This window comes from Massilia sp. HP4, from assembly GCF_005222695.1.
Classification (GTDB): Bacteria; Pseudomonadota; Gammaproteobacteria; order Burkholderiales; family Burkholderiaceae_D; genus Telluria.
On sequence record NZ_STGG01000012.1, the window covers coordinates 89,390 to 108,242 of the forward strand.

11 protein-coding genes are annotated in these 18,853 nt (G+C 62.4%); 6 read left to right on the plus strand and 5 right to left on the minus strand.

All coding sequences use genetic code 11. The annotated features are described in order from the left end of the window. Window positions 1-255: 255 nt before the first annotated feature. From E8M83_RS05815 to E8M83_RS05830, 4 genes are all read left to right on the plus strand, one after another. A complete protein-coding gene (locus E8M83_RS05815; protein WP_137172431.1) occupies window positions 256-918 on the plus strand; it encodes an energy transducer TonB in 663 nt (220 codons plus the stop codon). A gap of 125 nt (window positions 919-1,043) precedes the next feature. After that, window positions 1,044-3,293: a M28 family peptidase gene (locus E8M83_RS05820; protein WP_137172432.1), complete on the plus strand. Its 2,250-nt coding sequence runs from the start codon at window positions 1,044-1,046 to the stop codon at window positions 3,291-3,293. Window positions 3,294-3,375: 82 nt separating this feature from the next. After that, complete coding sequence (locus E8M83_RS05825; protein WP_137172433.1) at window positions 3,376-4,992, plus strand: M28 family peptidase; 1,617 nt, start codon at window positions 3,376-3,378, stop codon at window positions 4,990-4,992. Window positions 4,993-5,087: 95 nt separating this feature from the next. After that, complete coding sequence (locus tag E8M83_RS05830; RefSeq protein WP_137172434.1) at window positions 5,088-5,936, plus strand: alpha/beta fold hydrolase; 849 nt, start codon at window positions 5,088-5,090, stop codon at window positions 5,934-5,936. Between the two features lie 85 nt (window positions 5,937-6,021). Here E8M83_RS05830 and E8M83_RS05835 read toward each other — a convergent pair whose 3' ends face one another. Beyond that, window positions 6,022-6,684 carry a superoxide dismutase gene (locus tag E8M83_RS05835; protein WP_206077438.1) on the minus strand — a complete coding sequence of 221 codons (663 nt, stop codon included), beginning with the start codon at window positions 6,682-6,684 and terminating at the stop codon, window positions 6,022-6,024. A gap of 323 nt (window positions 6,685-7,007) precedes the next feature. On the opposite strand from E8M83_RS05835, the gene E8M83_RS05840 reads away from it, so the two are divergent. After that, complete coding sequence (locus E8M83_RS05840; protein WP_137172435.1) at window positions 7,008-7,481, plus strand: penicillin-insensitive murein endopeptidase; 474 nt, start codon at window positions 7,008-7,010, stop codon at window positions 7,479-7,481. Window positions 7,482-7,981: 500 nt separating this feature from the next. Then, window positions 7,982-8,917: a bifunctional 2-polyprenyl-6-hydroxyphenol methylase/3-demethylubiquinol 3-O-methyltransferase UbiG gene (locus tag E8M83_RS05850; protein ID WP_137172437.1), complete on the plus strand. Its 936-nt coding sequence runs from the start codon at window positions 7,982-7,984 to the stop codon at window positions 8,915-8,917. 76 nt (window positions 8,918-8,993) lie between these two features. Here E8M83_RS05850 and rpoC read toward each other — a convergent pair whose 3' ends face one another. From rpoC to rplJ, 4 genes are all read right to left on the minus strand, one after another. Next, window positions 8,994-13,238, minus strand: coding sequence for a DNA-directed RNA polymerase subunit beta' (rpoC, locus tag E8M83_RS05855; RefSeq protein WP_137172438.1), 4,245 nt, complete (start codon window positions 13,236-13,238; stop codon window positions 8,994-8,996). Window positions 13,239-13,467: 229 nt separating this feature from the next. Beyond that, on the minus strand, window positions 13,468-17,574 hold the full coding sequence (rpoB, locus tag E8M83_RS05860) for a DNA-directed RNA polymerase subunit beta (protein WP_137172439.1): 4,107 nt from the start codon (window positions 17,572-17,574) through the stop codon (window positions 13,468-13,470). A 298-nt stretch (window positions 17,575-17,872) separates the two neighbouring features. Beyond that, window positions 17,873-18,250 carry a 50S ribosomal protein L7/L12 gene (gene rplL, locus E8M83_RS05865; RefSeq protein ID WP_137172440.1) on the minus strand — a complete coding sequence of 126 codons (378 nt, stop codon included), beginning with the start codon at window positions 18,248-18,250 and terminating at the stop codon, window positions 17,873-17,875. A 62-nt stretch (window positions 18,251-18,312) separates the two neighbouring features. Continuing rightward, complete coding sequence (gene rplJ / locus E8M83_RS05870) at window positions 18,313-18,843, minus strand: 50S ribosomal protein L10 (RefSeq protein ID WP_109345476.1); 531 nt, start codon at window positions 18,841-18,843, stop codon at window positions 18,313-18,315. Between the last annotated feature and the right edge of the window lie 10 nt (window positions 18,844-18,853).

The window sequence follows — 18,853 nt, forward strand, 5'->3', positions numbered from 1 at the left end:
TTCGCGGGTTTGTCGTCGACCAATTTGGGATGCTTCCTTTGGCTGGACGCGTGGACGGCAGAGCCGTCCACCCTATGAATAGGCTTGCTTGGTACGCTGCCGCACACACAACTGGAAACAAATTTACTAGATTATGGATTTGCAAATTGCTATGACATAGCATATATTGATTCCAACGAGCTGTAGATATGCATTCTTCCAAGGTAGTGAAACCCGGCGGCCCAATGGGCAACGGGACAAATAAAGGAGGTTGCCATGCATTTTTCTGACATCAATCAAGGCGCTGGCGGCAAGGCCGGCAAGTTCGCCCTGGTGGCCGGCCTGCACGTCCTGGTGGCGATGGGCGTCATCAGCACCATGAACGCCAAGTCGCTTTCGCTGCCCGCCATGCTGGAAGACAAGCTGGTGTGGATCCAGCCGGAAGTCCCGCCGCCGGCCCCGCCGCCCGAACCGCCCAAGCCGCAAGTGAAGGCCGCGCCGCCCGAAGTCGTGGTGCCGAAGGTGGAAGTGGACATCGCCGAGCCGCCACCCGAACAGGTCATCGAAGCGAGCACCGAGCCGTCGCCGGAACCGGTCCAGCAGGCGCAGTCCGAAGCCCCGCCGCAACCGGCCGCCGAGCCGTCGTCGAACAGCGGCCAGATGCGCAGCGCGGTGCTGGCCGATGCCAACGGCTGCGCCAAACCGGATTATCCGATGCGCGCCGCGCGCAATGGCGAGACCGGGACCGTGACCCTGGCGCTGCTGGTCGGAGCCGATGGCCGGGTGCAGGACTCCCGCATCCAGTCTTCCAGCGGTTCGCGTGACCTCGATCGCGCTGCCGTGAATGCCCTGAGCCTGTGCAAATTCCAACCGGCGATGAACGCCGGCGCAGCCGAAGCCGGGTGGGCGCAGCTCGCCTACGTCTGGACACTCGAATAAACCGTTTCCGCTCTTGAGCCCGCCAATCTTCACCCGGCGGGCTTTTTTTTCGCCCTATGACAGGTGCATAGACGCCTGCGTGGACGCGATTCCGTTCGACCACGACAATAATGGAGAGAGAACACATGGATGCAGCAAGCGCACCGATACCGGCGATACGCCTGGCCGGATTCAGGCACGCCCTTGCCGGCTGCCTGGGATTGGCCGTCCTGGCAGGCCTGGGCTGGATGGCCTTGACGCGGCCGGCGCCACCCGAGCCGGCGGCAGAGATCGCGGCGAAGCGGTGGAACACCCATATGCAGGACCATATGCGGGTGCTGGCGTCCAGCCCGCGCCCGATCGCGACCGCGGGCAATGCCCAGGCGCGCGCCTACCTGCTGTCGCAGCTGCGGGCGATGGGCCTGGCGCCGGCAGTGCAGCGCGCCACCGTGCGCAAGTCGGTCGTCTATTATTTTGGCGGCATCCACAACACGATCGGCGTGGTCCATAACGTGGTCGCCAGGATTCCCGGCACGGCGCCAGATGCGGGGCGGCGCCCGGCGCTGCTGCTGGCGACGCACTACGACAGCGGCAATGCCCTGCAGGACGCAGCGCGCGGCGTGGCGGCAGGCGCCGCCCTGCTCGAGACGGCGCGCATCCTGCAAGCGGCGCCGCCCGCCAACGACGTGGTGCTGCTGTTCGCAGACGGCCACCACGTCGGCGCGCTGGGCGCCAAGGGCTTCGTCGAGCAGCACCCGCTGGCGCCCAATATCGGCCTGGCGCTCAAGTTCGATGGCGGCGCCGATGCCGGCTTGCGCATGGCCGAGACCAGCGGCGCGGGCGGCGCGGCGTTCAAAGGCTGGATGCGCGCCGCGCCCGAGCTGCGCGGCTCCTCGCTCGAGACGCTGTTCGGGCGCATGCTGAACGACGCGCCGCATATCGGCCCGCTGGCCGAACTGGGTGCGCCCGTGCTGCTGTTCGCCGGCGGCGAAGCGGCGCCGCGGCAGCTGGGCGACGCGATGCTGCGCCTGGCGCGCAACTACGGCGGCACGCCATTGATGCGCGGGGCGCAGTCGGCCGCCGCCTATTTTTCGCTGCCCATCGTCGGCCCGATCCATTACCCCATCTGGCTGACGTGGGCGCCGACCATCCTGTCTTGCCTGATGCTGGCCTTTGCCTGGCGCCGCCTGTTCGGCGCGGACGGCGCGCTCGAGGCGGCGCAAGGCGCCTTCGGCGTGTGCTTCCTGCTGCTCGCGGTGCGCATCGGCAGCTGGAACTGGCGCGAGGAAGTGGCCGCCGCCGGCCTCGCAGGCGAGCATCGCCTGCCGCTGGCGGTCTTGATGGTGGGGGCCTGCGCCTTCGTCGCCGGCCTGTATCTGTTGCGGCGCAATGCCGGAGCCGCAGCGACGGTGCTTGGCGCGCTGGCCTGGCCGGCGCTGGTGCTGCTGCCGGTCGCCTTCTTCCTGCCCGGCGCCGCCCATGTCCTGGCCTGGCCGCTGGCAGCGGCGCTCGCCGCCTTCCTGGCGCTGCATTCGCGCTGGGGCCAGCGCCAGGCCTTCACCTTGCGCCTGCTGATGCTGGTGGCCGGGCTGGCGCCTGCCGCCGCGCTGTTCCCGCCGGCGCTGCGCGATGCCTGGCTCCTGCTCGCGCCCCACCACATGTACCTGCCGCCGATGCTGATGGCGCTGCCGATGCTGTGCTTCGCCAGCCTGTTGCTCATGCTGTCCATCGCGCCGGCCGTCGCCGGCGTGCTGGCGCTGCTGGCAGCCGCCTGCTTCGCGCTGCCGGGACAGGCGGCGCCGCGCGCTACGGGGGCGCCAGCATCGGCATCGGCCGGCATCGAGCGCCTGGTCTACTACAAGGACATGAACACCTGGCGCGCCTACTGGCTGCTGCCAGAGCAGCCGCTCGACGACTGGCGCCAGCAGCTGTTCCCCGGCCGGCAGCCGACGATCTTCGTCGAAGTCTTCGGCTGGAACAGTCCCCGCCAGTGGTATGCCGAAGCGCCGCGCGAGGATGCGATCGCTTTCCCCGAATGCTATTTGCTCCGCAACAGCGTCGGCAAGGTGCGGCTGGGAGAATTCACGGTGCGCTCCCGGAACCGCGCGCCGCATATCGAATTGCGCATGTCGGGCGCCAAGGCGCTGCGCTCGCGGCTCGACGGCGTGCCGCTCACGTCGAAGGAAGCGCCATGGATGCTGTCGCTGTACGGGATGGAAGACCGGCTAATGCGGTTCGAGATCGAGACCGCGCCCCACGAGATCTTCGCGATCACGGTGCAGGAGCGCATGCCCGGCCTGCCGCAGCATCTTTTGCCGCCGCGCGGCGCAGATGCCCCGTATTTACCGGCGCCGTTGGGAGCGACGATGTCGACCGATATCCTGCGATTTTATTGAAGACTTGTCATAGAATGTCCCGCGCACGCCACGAACGTGCCCTTCCCGATTAACGCGTTGACTAACTACGTCGCAGGATTCCATGCACAAATTCGTCTCTTCCCTCGTCCTTACCGCCCTCGCAGGCAGCCTGGCCCTGGCCTATCCGGCCCACGCGCAAACCGTCCAGGAAGCGCCGCTGCGCACCCACCTGGCCCACCTGTCAGACGACGCCATGGAAGGCCGCGGCACCGGCCAGCGCGGCGGCGAGATGACCGTCGCCTACCTCGAGACCCAGGCCAAGGCCGTGGGCCTGAAGCCGGGCAACGGCAACAGCTTCCGCCAGGCGGTCAAGATCGCCGGCGTGCGTTCGCTGCCGGCCAAGAGCGATATCGCCATCTCGGCCGGCGGCAAGGCGCTGCCGCTGCAGTTCGGCGCGGACTGGGTCTGGGGCCCGGGCGACGGCAAGGCCGACCACAAGCTGGACGCCGACCTGGTCTTCGTCGGCTACGGCACCGTGGCGCCGGAAGAAGGCGGCTGGAACGACTTCAAGGGCATGAACCTGAAGGGCAAGGTGCTGGTGATGATGGTGAACGATCCGATGCCGACCGCGGCGGAGCCGAACCGCTTCAACGGCGAAGGCCTGACCTACTACGGCCGCTGGACCTATAAATTCGAGGAAGCGGCGCGCCAGGGCGCGGCCGGCGCCATCCTGATCCACACCGACAAATCGGCCTCGTACGGCTGGAGCGTGGTGCAGAACAGCTGGGCCAATGCCGAGCGCTTCCAGCTCACCGAAGGCAAAGTGGGCACCGGCCTGCAAGGCTGGATGACCGACGACACCGCGCGCAAGGTATTCGCCGCCGCCGGCCAGGACCTCGATAAACTGCGCGCCGCCGCCGAAGACAAGAACTTCAAGCCGGTGACCCTCAAGGCCCGCCTGAAAGGCACCGCGCGTGCAGAAGTGCGCAAGCTCGAAGAGTTCAACGTGGCCGGCGTCGTGCCGGGCACCGATCCCAAGCTGAAAGACGAAGTGGTGATCTACAGCGCGCACTGGGACCATATGGGCAAGCAAGGCACCGAAGGCGACACCATCTTCAACGGCGCGGTCGACAACGCATCTGGCACCGGCGCGCTGCTGGCGATGGCGGCCGAAGCCGTCAAGCATCCGGCCAAGCGCAGCCAGATGTTCCTGTGGGTGGCCGCCGAAGAACAGGGCCTGCTGGGCAGCGCCGCCTATGTCGCCAAGCCGCTGTGGCCAGTCGCGAAGACCGCCGCCAACCTGAACCTGGACAGCCTGAACTGGGTGGGCCTGGTGAAGGATGTCAGCGTACCGGGCAGCGAGCGCACCGAACTGGGCGCGATGGCCGCCGCCACCGCCCAGGCGATGGGTCTCACCGTGGCGCCGGCCAAGCCTGACCTGGCCGGCGGCTACTTCCGCAGCGACCACTTCAGCTTCGCCAAGGCCGGCGTGCCGGCATTCTCGGTCGGCGCGGGCCGCAGCTGGGTGAAGGACGTCGAAGCCAACAACGCCAAGGCCGCGACCTACCGCGACAAGTACCACCAGGCGTCGGACGAATACGATCCGAGCTGGGACCTGTCGGGCATGGTGCAGCAGGCGCAGTACACGCTGAACCTGGGCCGCGCGGTGGCTGACGCGCCAAAGATGCCGGCGTGGAAGGAAGGCGATCCGTTCGGCAAGGCGCGCGCTGCCAAATAAGTAAGCAGGCAAGCGCTCGACATGAACGCGCCGGAGGACCACACTGGGTCCACCGGCGCATTTTTTTTGGCCGACCCTTTTTTGAGAGGCGAACGATGCGCGAAGAAGACCTGGTGCTCGGCGACGGGCGCACGCTGCACTTCTACGACCTGGCGCCGCCCGGCGCGCAGGAGCTGGCCGTGTTCTGGCACCACGGCACGCCCAACATCGGCCGCCCGCCCGAGCCGCTGTTCGCGCTCGCGGCGCAGTTGCATATTCGCTTGATCGGCTACGACCGCCCCGCCTACGGCGGCTCGTCGGAACGCAGCGGGCGGGACGTCGCCTCGGCGGCCTTCGACGTCGAGCGCATCGCCGACCGGCTGGGCATCCGGCGCTTCGCGGTGATGGGGCATTCGGGCGGCGGGCCGCACGCGCTGGCCTGCGCCGCCCTGCTGCCCGAGCGGGTAGTGGGCGCGGTCAGCATCGCTGGCCTGGCGCCGCCCGATGCGGAAGGACTCGACTGGTTCAAAGGCATGGGCGCATACGGTGCGGCGGGGCTGCGCGCAGCGGCGCAGGGGCGCGCGGCCAAGGCCTATCATGAAGCGCTCGGGCTCGCGTTCGACCGGGAGATGTTCACGCCTGAAGACTGGGACGCGCTGGCGGGGCCGTGGTCATGGTTCGACAGCGTGGTGGGACCGGCGATGGCCAAGGGGCCTGACGGCGCGATCGACGACGATATCGCCTATGTGACGCCATGGGGATTCGATTGCACGCACATCGCCTGTCCGGTGCTGTTCGTGCATGGGATGCGGGATCGCGTGGTGCCGGCGGCGCACAGCGAATGGCTGGCGCAGCACTGCCGCTGGGCCGAGCTGTGGCAGCGGCCGGACGACGGGCATATCTCGGTGATGAACTACGCCGCATCGAGCCTGGTGTGGCTGCGCGGGCAGGCGCGCGTGGATTGATCGCGGACGGCGCGCCGAGCGCCGCCATCCGCTTGCAGTACAGGTCGCGGCGTACCCAATCACGCCGCGAGCCATGCGTCCGATATTACTTGCGGGCTGCGGCTTCGGTATAGCGGCGCGAGACCTCTGCCCAATTCACGACGCTCCACCATCCGTCCAGATAGTCGGCACGGCGATTCTGGTATTTGAGATAGTACGCGTGTTCCCAGACGTCGTTTCCCAGGATTGGCATGCCCTTCTCTTCGGCGACATCCATCAGCGGATTGTCCTGGTTCGGCGTCGAGGTGATGGCCAGCTTGCCATCCTTGTCGACGATCAGCCAGACCCATCCCGATCCAAAGCGCTTGGTGCCCGCTTCCTTGAACGATTGCTTGAACTTGTCCATCGAGCCGAAGCTGCTGTTGATGGCCTTCGTCAGTTCTGCGGAAGGCTTGCCTGCCTGTGCCTGCGGAGCCATGGTCTTCCAGAAGAACGTGTGGTTCCAGTGGCCGCCAGCGTTGTTGCGGATGACGGCAGGATGCGTACCCGCTTTTGCCACCAGTTGCTCGAGCGTCTGGCCGGACAATGCCTTGTCGGCAGCCACAGCCTTGTTCAGCGCGTCGACGTAGGCCTGGTGGTGCTTGCCGTGGTGCAGCGTCATCGTCTGCGCGTCAATGGCGGGTTCGAGCGCATTGGCAGCATAAGGAAGCTGAGGCAACGTGAACGAGGCTGTCGCAGCAGCCGAGGTTGCCGGCGCTGCGGCCTGCATCGCAGCATGCGCGAGCGGCACGGCGGCGAGGGGGAATAGACAAGCGGCAAGAACTTTGGTCATACGTCGCATTAGATTCTCCTAGGAAGGGCACGGGCGGGACAGGACCGGATCGGACAACAAGCCAAACCTGCCCATGTGATTAAAAAGCCAACCTAGTGTAGATCATTCCCATTCGTCCAGGCGTCCTGCTGACTCGGGTCGTTTGCCAGATTGATTTTGTGCACTCGCCCGTATCCATGCTCCTTGCTTTTCATCAGCGCTCGGCCATACCGTTTTATTACAGTGGGTTTGGAGCCAAACTGCCTATCTGGAGCTAGTTGATGAGTGAGATACCGTTTCAGGACAAACGAGGTTTTTTCATCCTGCCGCAAAAATACGAAGGTGGCGGCTACTACACCTACGGAACACCAGGACGCGGCCAAGGGCAGTACGCACATTCGCGAATGATTACGATGCTGCTTTCGGTAGCAAATCAATGGAGCCAGTTCGATGTTCGTAAGTTCGGAGTTGGAAACATAAGCCTTGCCGATGGTACTGAATTCAAGCCACATCGGTCACATCAAAATGGGCTTCAAGTTGATGTGCGCGGTTTGAGAAAAGACGGTCGCGAGACGCCATGCAGCATCTTTGACGGCCAATACGATCGAGCAGCTACCGCCTTGTTTATCAGTCTATTTCAGCGTCATCCATTCGTTCACCGAATACTCTTCAATGACACTACCATTGTGGGTGTCCGACCAGCTCGGGGCCACAACGACCACTTCCATGTTGAACTGACCAAAGGCGGACAATGAATATTCAGCGGCTCTATCCACTGTTCCTTGTGCTTATGCTCCCGGCCACATTAGCCGCTGACGACCTTGGACTGTATAAGCAGGCAACCGCATCATATTGGATATACGGTGGGGGACTTGGCGACCCCGCGACTCCCACGTCGAAGGATAAGAAAATAGCGTTCTCTATCGAAGGCGACGCCGCCAAGCAGATTTTTGAGGCAATCGGACCGGATAAAAAAGACGTGTGCAGCGAAGGACGCGCAACACGCTTTCGTAGTAGAGATAAGGAAAATCTTAGCTGCACACGTGGCAAGGAGAACACCTACACATGTAGCTTTGGGTTCGATCTTGTCAGCGGCAAGAGCATTGGCGGGAGCATCTGCTGATCTAATTCATATGCACCGTTCCCCGCGCCAGAAGAGCGCACGTTTGAGGGTGGGCAAGTTTGAACGTTCACAGCTTGCTACGCTCACAGCACATCGACACGCCCCTGCCTACCTCAATTCTGAAAGGACGTCATGCTTGAGCGCATTTGCCCTGCATGCCATGCGGATGATACCGAAGCGGTCGAGTCAGTGGACCGGCAAGACCTTATCCGCAGCTACCGCCAGAAAGGCATCGACGTCAGCGCCTATCTCCCCGGCAGCAGCATCACCCTATGCCACTGCAACCGTTGTGAGCTCGGCTTCTTCGACCCGATCTGCGTGGGCGACGGTCAATTCTACGAGCAGTTGCAAACCCAGGAATGGTACTACCAGGATGCGAAGCCCGAATATGCCTACGCGGCGAAGCTGGTCCGCGAAGGCAGCTCGCTGCTGGAAGTCGGCTGTGGAAAGGGAGCGTTCCGGGCCTGGTTGCCGGAATCGGTCCGCTATAGCGGCCTCGAGTTCAACGATGAAGCCGTACAAAAGGCGCGCACGGCCGGACTGGACGTCAGGAAGCAGCCGGTCGAAGCCCATGCGGACGAAGGCAGGCGCTACGACGTCGTGTGCGCATTCCAGGTGCTCGAGCATGTCGACGGTCCCAAACAGTTCTTTCACGCCTGTGTCCAGGCGCTGAAACCCGGCGGCACCCTGATGATCGCCGTTCCGGCGCAGGACAGCTTCCTGGCGATCGCACCGAACTCGCCACTCAATATGCCGCCGCACCACGTCACCCGCTGGACCGACCGCGCCCTGACCAAACTGGCCCATAGCGAAGGCTTGCACAAGGCCGATATCTGGCACGAACCCGTCGCCGACTTTCACAAGGAATGGCATGCCACAACGCTGGCCTACCATGCGTTGACGCGATCCGGCCTCTACCGTCCACGCCTGATCGACAACAGCGTGCGTTACCGGCTGCTGGGTCGCCTGGTTCGGATGTCGGCGCTGCGTCACTATCTCGTGCGAAGTGCCCTGAAGGCTCATCCCGCACTGGGGGTCGGGCACACCGTGATGCTGGTTGCCTCGTGAGGTCCGGCGCTACGAACCCATCACGCAAAAAAAACGGCACCCCTCAGGGTGCCGTCTTCGCTAACAACTTACGCGATCACTCGCCGTCGTTATGCTGCTCAGCCGAAGCCTGCGCAGTCTGCTGGTCTTCCATCGCCTGCAGTTCGGCAGCCATATTGGCTTTCTCTTGCTGCAGCAGTGCCTGGCGCTCTTCCGCTTCCCACACTTCCTTCTCTTTGCGGGCGCGGTGGAATGCCAGACCGGTACCGCCAGGGATCAGGCGGCCGACGATGACGTTCTCTTTCAGGCCGCGCAGACCGTCGCGCTTGCCCATGATCGCCGCTTCGGTCAGCACGCGGGTGGTTTCCTGGAACGATGCGGCCGAGATGAACGAATCGGTCGACAGCGATGCCTTGGTAATACCCAGCAGCACGTTTTCGTACTGTGCCGGCAGCTTGCCGACGGCGTTCACGCGGTCGTTCGCGTCCAGCAGTTCCGAGCGTTCCACCTGCTCGCCGACGATGTAGTCGGTGTCGCCTGCTTCGACGATCTGGACACGACGCAGCATCTGGCGAACGATCACCTCGATGTGCTTGTCGTTGATCTTCACGCCCTGCAGACGATACACGTCCTGCACTTCGTCGACGATGTAGCGGGCCAGCGCTTCGATACCCAAGAGGCGCAGGATGTCTTGCGGATCGGCCGGGCCGTCCACGATCATCTCGCCCTTGTTCACGACTTGACCGTCGTGGACCAGCACTTGCTTGTCCTTGGTGATCAGGAACTCGTGCTTGTTGCCGTCCATGTCGGTGATCTCAAGGCGTTGCTTGCCCTTGGTCTCTTTACCGAATGCCACGGTACCGGTCACTTCAGCCAGCATGCCCGCGTCTTTCGGCGAACGTGCTTCGAACAGTTCGGCAACGCGCGGCAGACCACCGGTAATGTCGCGGGTCTTCTGCGATTCGGTCGGGATACGTGCCAGCACTTCACCAACGGTCGCTTGCTGACCGTCCTTGACCATGATCAGCGCGCCGACCTGGAAGCCGATCGTCACGGCGTGTTCGGTGCCGGCGATCTTCACTTCCTGGCCTTCTTCGTTCAGCAGCTTGACCTGCGGACGCACGACCTTGCCCGAACCACGACGCTTCGGATCGATTGCCACCAGGGTCGACAGGCCGGTCACTTCGTCGACCTGGCGAGCGACGGTGACGCCCTCTTCCACGTTCTCGAATTTGATCGTACCGGCGTACTCGGTGATGATCGGACGGGTCAGCGGATCCCAGGTTGCCAGGGCGAGGCCGGCCTTGACGGTCTGGCCGTCCTTGACCAGCAGGGTCGCGCCGTACGGCACCTTGTGACGCTCGCGCTCACGGCCGTGGTCGTCGGTGATCAGCACTTCGCCCGAACGGGTAATGACGATTTGCGCGCCTTTACCGTTGGTGACGTAACGCATGGTCGCGGTGAAGCGGACCGTACCGTTCGACTTGGCTTCGACCGACGATGCCACTGCTGCACGCGATGCCGCACCACCGATGTGGAAGGTACGCATGGTCAGCTGGGTACCCGGCTCACCGATCGACTGTGCTGCAACCACACCGACTGCTTCGCCGCTGTTGACCAGCATGCCGCGGCCCAGGTCGCGACCGTAGCACTTGGCGCACAGGCCGAAGCGCGTGTCGCAGTTCAGCGGGGTGCGGACCTTCACTTCGTCGATGCCGACGCGTTCGATCTCTTCGACCATGTCTTCGTCCAGCAGCGTGCCGGCTTCGTACAGGGTTTCCTGGGTTTCAGGGTTGACGACATCGGTGCCCGTCACGCGGCCGAGGATACGGTCGCGCAGGGCTTCGATGACTTCACCACCTTCGACCAGCGCCTTCATGTGGGTGCCGTTGTTGGTGCCGCAATCGTCTTCGATCACCACCAGATCTTGCGTCACGTCCACCAGACGACGGGTCAGGTAACCCGAGTTCGCGGTCTTCAGTGCCGTATCCGCCAGACCTTTACGAGCGCCGTGGGTCGAGATGAAGTACTGCAGAACGTTCAGGCCTTCGCGGAAGTTCGCGGTAATCGGCGTTTCGATAATCGAACCGTCCGGTTTCGCCATCAGGCCGCGCATACCCGCCAGCTGGCGAATCTGGGCTGCCGAACCACGGGCGCCCGAGTCGGCCATCATGTAAATCGCGTTGAACGATTCCTGGGTGCCTTCGGTGCCGTCACGCTTGGTGACCGGCTCGATTTTCAGCTGGTCCATCATCGCCTTGCCGACTTCATCCGAGGTCTTGCCCCAGATGTCGACGACCTTGTTGTAACGCTCGCCGGCGGTGACCAGACCCGAGGCGTACTGCTGCTCGATCTGTTTCACTTCGGCTTCGGCGGTCGCGATCATGCCCTTCTTGACGTCCGGGATCAGCATGTCGTCGACAGCGATCGAGATACCGGCGCGCGTTGCCAGGCGGAAGCCCGACTGCATCAGCTTGTCGGCGAAGACGACGGTTGCACGCAGGCCGCACTTGCGGAACGACGTGTTGATCAGCTTCGAGATCTCTTTCTTCTTGAGCGAACGATTCAGCACCGAGAATGGCAGGCCTTTCGGCAGGATCTCGGACAGGATCGCACGGCCAACCGTGGTCTCGTAGCGGGTCAGCGTCTGGTCGAAGCCGCCTTCGGCGTTGCGTGGGAATTCCACGATACGCACGGTGATGCGGGTCGCCAGTTCGACTTCTTTATTGTCGTACGCGCGGATGACTTCCGACACGTCCGGGAACATCATGCCTTCGCCCTTGGCGTTGATCGCCTCGCGCGACGCGTAGTACAGGCCCAGCACGATATCCTGGGACGGCACGATCGACGGTTCGCCGTTCGATGGGAACAGGATGTTGTTCGACGCCAGCATCAGCGTACGTGCTTCCATCTGTGCTTCGATCGACAGCGGGACGTGGACTGCCATCTGGTCACCGTCGAAGTCGGCGTTGAACGCCGCGCAGACCAGCGGGTGCAGCTGGATGGCTTTACCTTCGATCAGGACTGGCTCGAACGCCTGGATACCGAGACGGTGCAGCGTAGGCGCACGGTTCAGCATGATCGGGTGTTCCTTGATGACTTCTTCCAGGATGTCCCAGACCACCGGCTCTTGCACTTCAACCAGCTTCTTCGCAGCCTTGATGGTGGTCGCAAGACCCATCAGTTCCAGCTTGTTGAAGATGAACGGTTTAAAGAGCTCGAGGGCCATCAGCTTCGGCAGGCCGCACTGGTGCAGTTTCAGCTGTGGACCGACCACGATGACCGAACGGCCCGAGTAGTCGACGCGCTTGCCCAGCAAGTTCTGACGGAAACGACCGCCTTTACCCTTGATCATCTCGGCCAGCGACTTCAGCGGACGCTTGTTGGCGCCGGTCATCGCTTTACCGCGACGGCCGTTGTCCAGCAGCGAGTCCACTGCCTCCTGCAACATGCGTTTCTCATTGCGCGTAATGATCTCTGGCGCGCGCAGTTCCATCAGGCGCTTCAGGCGGTTATTACGGTTGATGACGCGGCGATACAGGTCGTTCAGGTCGGACGTGGCGAAACGGCCACCGTCCAGCGGGACGAGCGGACGCAGTTCTGGCGGCAGGACCGGCAGGACTTCCATGATCATCCACTCAGGCTTGATGCCCGAACGCTGGAACGCCTCGAGCACTTTCAGGCGCTTGGCGTATTTCTTGATCTTGGCTTCGGATTTCGATTCCTTCAGTTCCACGCGCAGGGCTTCGGCATCGCGATGGATGTCGATCGAGCGCAGCAGTTCGCGGATACCTTCGGCGCCCATGAAGGCGGTGAAGTCGTCGCCGTACTCTTCGTACTTGGCGGCGTAGTCGTCTTCCGACATGATCTGGCTCTTCTTGAGCGGAGTCATGCCAGGATCGGTCACCACGTACGCTTCGAAGTACAGCACGCGTTCGATATCGCGCAGGGTCATGTCCAGCACCATGCCCAGACGCGACGGCAGCGACTTCAGGAACCAGATATGGGCAACTGGCGAGGCCAGTTCGATGTGGCCCATGCGCTCGCGGCGCACCTTGGCCAGGGTCACTTCAACGCCGCACTTCTCGCAGATCACACCGCGGTGCTTCAGGCGCTTGTACTTGCCGCACAGGCATTCGTAGTCCTTGATCGGGCCAAAGATCTTGGCGCAGAACAGGCCATCACGCTCAGGCTTGAACGTACGGTAGTTGATGGTCTCGGGTTTCTTGACTTCGCCGAACGACCACGAACGGATTTTTTCAGGCGACGCCAGGCCAATCTTGATGGCGTCGAAACTTTCGTTTTGCTGAACTTGCTTGAATAGATCGAGCAGTGCTTTCATGTATCACTCCAAAGGTGATTGATTCTGTACTGAGTACTACTGCCGCCGCTTCTCACCGATTTTCGCCGGCGTTTGCTGAACCCACCTTACCCTAAAAAGCGTCATTCCCGCGCAGGCGGGAATCCAAGTTTGCCGGCCAATTCACCGGGCTTAGGCCCCAGGCTGCCCCGGGGCGACGACTTCGAAGGTCGCGGACCAGCCCGAAGGCTGGCGGCCATGCTGGCCCTGCTTAGTTGCGCTCGAGATCGATGTCGATACCCAGCGAACGGATTTCCTTGACCAGCACGTTGAACGATTCCGGCATGCCGGCGTCGATCACGTGGTCGCCCTTGACCAGGTTCTCGTACACCTTGGTACGGCCGTTCACGTCATCCGACTTGACGGTCAGCATCTCTTGCAGCACGTACGATGCGCCGTACGCTTCCAGTGCCCACACCTCCATCTCACCGAAGCGCTGGCCACCGAACTGGGCTTTACCGCCCAGCGGCTGCTGCGTCACCAGCGAGTACGGACCGGTCGAACGGGCGTGCATCTTGTCGTCGACCAGGTGGTGCAGCTTCAGCATGTGCATGAAGCCGACGGTGACCTTGCGCTCGAACGCTTCGCCGGTGCGGCCGTCGAACATGGTGACCTGGTTCTTCGACGGCGTCATGCCCAGGTGGGCAGCGATGTCGTCAGGGAAGGCCAGGTCCAGCATGCGGCGGATGTCTTCCTCGTGGGCGCCATCGAACACCGGGGTCGCGAACGGCACGCCGTTCTTGAGGTTGCCCGCCAGGGTCAGGATTTCTTCATCGCTGAAGCTGTCCAGGTCTTCCTTGCGGCCGGTGTCGTTGTAGATCTTGCCCAGGAAGGTGCGCAGTTCTGCCGCCTTCGCTTGCGCCTGCAGCATTTCGCCGATGCGCCAGCCCAGGCCTTTTGCTGCCCAGCCGAGGTGGGTTTCCAGGATCTGACCGACGTTCATACGCGACGGAACGCCCAGCGGGTTCAGCACGACGTCGGCTGGACGACCGTCCGCCATGAACGGCATGTCTTCCACCGGCACGATACGCGAGACCACACCCTTGTTACCGTGGCGGCCCGCCATCTTGTCGCCCGACTGCAGGCGGCGCTTGACGGCCAGGTAGACCTTGACCATCTTTTGCACGCCAGGCTGCAGCTCGTCGCCTTGGGTCAGCTTCTTGCGCTTCTCTTCGAAGGCCAGGTCGAACTGGTGACGCTTCTCGTTGATCGATTCCTTGATCGCCTCCAGGGCGTTCGCGGTGTCGTCTTCGGCCGGGCGGATGTCGAACCAGTGGAACTTGTCCAGGTCTGCCAGGTATTCCGAGGTGATCGCCGCGCCCTTGGCCAGCTTCTTCGGACCGCCGTTGACGATCTTGCCGACCAGCATACGCTCCAGACGCTCGAAGGCATCGCCCTCGACAATACGCATCTGGTCGTTCAGGTCCAGGCGGAAGCGCTTGAGCTCATCGTCGATGATCTGCTGGGCGCGCTTGTCACGCTGGATGCCTTCGCGGGTGAACACCTGGACGTCGATCACGGTGCCGACCATGCCCGAAGGCACGCGCAGCGAGGTGTCTTTCACGTCCGACGCTTTTTCGCCGAAGATCGCGCGCAGCAGCTTCTCTTCCGGGGTCAGCTGGGTCTCGCCTTTCGGGGTGACCTTACCGACCAGCACGTCACCGGCTTGCACTTCGGCGCCGATGTAGACGATGCCCGATTCATCCAGGCGCGCCAGTTGATTCTCGGCCAGGTTCGAGATGTCGCGGGTGATTTCTTCCGCGCCCAGCTTGGTGTCGCGTGCGACCACCGACAGCTCTTCGATGTGGATCGAGGTATAGCGGTCGTCCTTGACGACGTTTTCCGAGATCAGGATCGAATCCTCGAAGTTCAGGCCGTTCCACGGCATGAACGCCACCAGCATGTTCTGGCCCAGTGCCAGTTCGCCCAGGTCGGTCGATGCGCCGTCGGCAATCACGTCGCCACGGGCAACGCGGTCGCCAACCTGCACGATCGGACGCTGGTTGATGTTGGTGTTCTGGTTCGAACGGGTGTACTTGATCAGGTTGTAGATGTCGACGCCGACTTCACCGGCTTGCGCTTCTTCGTCGTTCACGCGAATGACGACACGACCCGCATCGATGTAGTCGACCACGCCGCCACGCAGGGCCTGCACGGTGGTGCCCGAGTCGACCGCGACGGTGCGCTCGATGCCGGTACCGACGACAGCTTTCTCTGGACGCAGGCAAGGCACGGCCTGGCGCTGCATGTTGGCGCCCATCAGTGCACGGTTCGCGTCATCGTGTTCCAGGAACGGAATCAGCGAAGCTGCGACCGACACGATCTGGCCTGGCGCCACGTCCATGTACTGGATGCGCTCTGGCGAGACCAGGATCGTTTCACCGGCTTCACGCGCCGACACCAGTTCGTCGACCAGCTGGCCTGCGTCGTTGATGGCAGCATTCGCCTGGGCGATGATGTAGCGGCCTTCTTCGATTGCCGACAGGTATTCGATCTTGTCGGTGACCTTGGAATCGTCGACCTTGCGGTACGGGGTTTCCAGGAAGCCGTATTCGTTCAGGCGGGCGTACAGTGCCAGCGAGTTGATCAGGCCGATGTTCGGGCCTTCAGGCGTTTCGATCGGGCACACGCGGCCGTAGTGGGTCGGGTGCACGTCGCGCACCTCGAAGCCTGCACGTTCGCGGGTCAGGCCGCCAGGCCCCAGTGCCGAGACGCGACGCTTGTGGGTCACTTCCGACAGCGGGTTGGTCTGGTCCATGAACTGCGACAGCTGCGACGAACCGAAGAATTCACGGATCGCGGCCGAGATCGGCTTGCTGTTGATCAGGTCGTGCGGCATCAGGTTGTCCGCTTCGGCCTGGCCGAGGCGTTCCTTGACGGCGCGTTCCACGCGCACCAGGCCGGCACGGAACTGGTTCTCAGCCAGTTCGCCGACGCAACGCACGCGACGGTTACCCAGGTGATCGATATCGTCGACTTCGCCGCGGCCATTGCGCAGCTCGACCAGGATCTTGATCACGGCCAGGATGTCTTCGTTCGACATGGTCATGTCGCCAGTCAGTTCATCGCGGCCAATGCGGCGGTTGAACTTCATGCGGCCGACAGCCGACAGGTCGTAGCGTTCAGGCATGTAGAACAGGCCGTTGAACAGGGCTTCGACCGATTCCTCGGTTGGCGGTTCGCCAGGACGCATCATGCGGTAGATCGCCACGCGAGCGGCGGTCTGGTCGGCGGTGTCGTCGGTGCGCAGGGTTTGCGAGATGTAGGCGCCCTGGTCCAGATCGTTGGTGTACAAGGTCTGGATGTCGGTCACGCTGGCGTCGCGCAGCTTGCCCAGCAGTTCTTCGGTCAGCTCGTCGTTGGCCACGGCGATGATTTCACCGGTGTCCTGGTCGACGATGTTCTTGGCCAGCACGCGGCCCAGCAGGTAGTCTTCTGGCACCGAGATCGACTTGATGCCGGCAGCTTCGATGTCACGGACGTGCTTGGCGTTGATACGCTTGTCCTTGGTGACGATCGTCTTGCCCGCTTTGTCGACGATGTCGAAGCGCGCGACTTCGCCGCGCAGGCGTTCGGAGACGAACTCGAGTTCGCCGCCGTCGTTGCGCAGGGTGAAGTTGTCGAAGACGAAGAAGTTCGCCAGGATCTGCTCCGGCGTCATGCCGATGGCTTTCAGCAGGATCGTGACCGGCATCTTGCGGCGACGGTCGACGCGGAAGAACAGGATGTCTTTCGGGTCGAACTCGAAATCGAGCCACGAGCCGCGGTAAGGAATGATCCGTGCCGAGAACAGCAGCTTGCCCGACGAGTGGGTCTTGCCGCGGTCGTGCTCGAAGAACACGCCAGGCGAACGGTGCAGCTGGGAGACGATGACGCGCTCGGTGCCGTTGATCACGAACGAACCGTTCGTGGTCATCAGCGGCAGCTCGCCCATGTAGACTTCTTGCTCCTTCATTTCCTTGACGACTGGCTTGGTCGGCGATTCCTTGTCCAGGATCACCAGACGCACCTTGGCGCGCAGCGGCGACGCGAAGGTCAGGCCACGTTGCTGGCACTCTTTCACGTCAAACGCAGGGTCGCCCAGCACATACGACAGGAACTCGAGGCGCGCAAAACCGTTGTGCGACACGATGGGGAAGATCGAGGAGAAGGCCGATTGCAGGCCTTCGTTCTTGCGCGAGGACGGAGCGAATTCGGCCTGCAGGAAGTTCTCGTAGGATTCCAGCTGGGTAGCCAGCAGGTAGGGAACGTTGTGAACGTTGGCGCGCTTCGCGAACGACTTGCGAATGCGCTTCTTCTCAGTAAATGAGTAGTGCATGGACACTCCGTGAGTGACAGAAAGGATGGAGATTTCAGGATTTGCCAGTGGCGAACGCCACTACCACACACAAGTCCTGAAGTCTCTTACTCTTTCGCGCCAGATGAAAAGGACAAGCAAACTGCTGTGATACGATGCTGCTTCAATTCGGTACTGCTTATGCCCTGTCGTCACTCAAATCCGACGTTTGCCGCAGGGACGACAAAAGAGCCAAAGCAGCAATTCCTTCCTTCCGGAAGGTTTTGCAAGCTTTGACTCCCGCGCTGGGCACTTTTAGCAAGTGCCCGGTGCATATGTATTACTTCAGTTCGGCCTTGGCGCCAGCTTCTTCCAGCTTCTTCTTGGCGGCTTCAGCGTCAGCTTTCGGCAGGGCTTCTTTCACGATCTTCGGTGCGCCGTCGACCACGTCCTTGGCTTCTTTCAGGCCCAGACCGGTGATTTCACGGACGGCTTTGATGACGCCGACCTTGTTCGCGCCGACTTCGGTCAGCACGACGTTGAATTCGGTCTGCTCTTCAGCAGCAGCTGCACCGCCAGCGGCGCCGCCAGCTGCCGGTGCTGCCATTGCAGCTGCCGACACGCCGAACTTCTCTTCGAATGCCTTGACCAGTTCGTTCAGGTCCATGACGGACATTTCGCTCACTGCGTTCAGGATATCGTCTTTGCTAATTGCCATTTGAAACTCCAGTTTTAATGTGTGTGTAGTTCAGTTAGTACTTGAGAAAAAAGGCTGCGCTATCAAGCCGCAGCGGTTTCTTCAGCTGCAGGAGCAGCTTCCGAACCTTCGCCTTTTTTCGCTGCCAGTGCAGCCAGACCACGTGCAAAGCCCGACACCGGAGCCAGCATGACGCCCAACAGCTGCGAGATGAGGACTTCACGGGATGGGATGCTTGCCAACGCGGTAACACCAGCTACGTCGAGCTGCTTACCTGCGTAGTTACCGGCTTTGATGACCAGCTTGTCGTTGGTTTTAGCGAAGTCATTGATGACTTTTGCTGCAGCAACGGCGTCGTCCGAGATCGAGTAGATCAGCGGACCGGTCATGGAATCAGCCAGCGAGGCAAACTGCGTGCCTTCGACAGAGCGACGAGCCAGCGTGTTCTTCAGAACACGCAGGTACACGCCCTGGGCACGTGCGGTTGCACGGAGCTTGGTCAAGTGACTAACCTGGATGCCACGGTACTCAGCCACGACGATGGTTTGCGCAGTTGCTACTTTTGCGGAAACTTCTTCGACGACGACCTTTTTGTCATTCAGATTAAGACCCACGGTCAATCTC